2 protein-coding genes are annotated in these 1,597 nt (G+C 70.9%); both read left to right on the top strand.

Annotated features, from left to right (window positions below; translation table 11 throughout):
- A partial coding sequence (locus tag WBA11_RS13400) for a hypothetical protein (protein ID WP_424521174.1) occupies positions 1-566 on the top strand: 566 nt, incomplete at its 5' end.
- A partial coding sequence (locus WBA11_RS13395) for a UvrD-helicase domain-containing protein (protein WP_424521173.1) occupies positions 563-1,597 on the top strand: 1,035 nt, incomplete at its 3' end. The genes WBA11_RS13400 and WBA11_RS13395, both read left to right, overlap by 4 nt.

Here is a 1,597-nt window from a genome sequence, read left to right as displayed (position 1 = left end):
GTGTTCGCCTGGTCGGGACGGTCGCGAGGGTGGGGGAGCGAGGCGCGCTGCACTACCGGGCCGGCTCGGTCCGCTCGCGGCACCTGGTCGCCGCCTGGATCGACCACCTCGCCCTCGAGGCCGCGGCGCCGACGGGCTGCCTGTGCTCGGTCGGGACGAAGGGGACGTCGCACTTTGAGGCCGTGCCCCGCGATGAGGCGGCGGCGTTCTTGTCGGCCCTCGTCAAGGGCTGGCGCCGTGCCCAGACACGGTCGCTGCCGTTGTATGAGAACGCGTCGTACGCCTACGCCAAGAAGATGTCGGACGCCGAGATCGCGGAGTACCGTGGCCGCGTTCTCCATCCCGGCCCGTCGCACAAGCCGTTTCGGCCGTCCAAGAGCGCGATGACCGCGGCCGAGAAGGCGTTCGACCCGTTCGGCGACGCCCGCGGCGACATCGACGACCCGTACGTGACACTCGCGACGCGGAGCCGCAAGCCGTTCGAGCCGGAGGACCACTTTATGAAGTGGGCGCTCGCGCTGTGGGCGCCGCTCCTGCACCACCGCCGCGACGGGGTGCCAGCATGAGCCAAGGTGGCTTGTTCGATGACATGGCGAGCGACGTGCCGACCTCGAGGTCGAAAGCAGAGGACTCGTTCTCGAGGTCGAACGTGGATCCGGAAACGTCCTCGAGGTCTCACCCGGCCGTCACGCCCTCAAGACCGACCGGCGACTCTGGCCCGTCCTCGAGGTCGAGCGATGCCTCGGACGCTTCTCCTCCGACTCCACCCCACCCAGCCGTCATCCCCGCGGAGGCGGGGATCCAGAGTGACGATTCGGACGCTTCGGTCAGAGCTAGGGCGTCGCAGGGTGGGAAGGCCCCGCAGCAGGGCGATCCGTCGCCACGCGTTCGCCCTCGAGGACGCGACCTCGAGGACGCCGTCGCCCCGCCGACAGAAGCGTCGTCCGACGCACCGGAGAGTGGCGAAGACGGTGCCCTTACTCTGGATCCCCGCGTGCGCGGGGACGACGTAGGTGGGGACACGCGCTCGTCCTCGAGGCCGAGCACGATGCCCACGGCCTCGAAGCCGGACGACGTGCCGCCGTTCGAGTACTGGGCCACGCCCGTCGAGCCCGGCCGGACCTTGGTCGAGGCCAGCGCCGGGACCGGCAAGACGTTCGCCATCGCCGGGCTCGTACTCCGCCTCGTCCTCGAGGGCGACTGGCTCGGCGCCGTACCCGACCTGCGCCGCCTGCTCGTCGTCACGTTCACCAAGGCGGCGACCGAGGAGCTTCGTACGCGGATCCGCGCCGCGCTGCGCGCCGCCCTCGAGGTCGCGCGGGGCAACGCCGAGCCGGACGACCTGACGCGGCCACTCGGTCCGCTCCTGGAAAAATCTGGCGCGCCGGGCCGACTTCTCGCCGCCCTCGATCGCGTTGACGAGGCGGGCATCTTTACCATCCACGGTTTCTGCAAGCGCGTCTTGGAGCAGGCCGCGTTCGAGAGCGGGACGCCGTTCGAGATGGACTTCGTCGAGGACGCCGACTCCGACGCTCTGCGCCGCCGCGCCTCCGCCGACGCCTGGGCGCGGCTCACCCACGGCGACCCGACGCTGACC

The sequence above is a fragment of the Rubrivirga sp. genome (assembly GCF_049648075.1).
Classification (GTDB): domain Bacteria; phylum Bacteroidota; class Rhodothermia; order Rhodothermales; family Rubricoccaceae; genus Rubrivirga.
The sequence above is the reverse complement of the archived record's forward strand: the minus strand, read 5'-3'. Positions and strand labels throughout refer to the sequence as shown.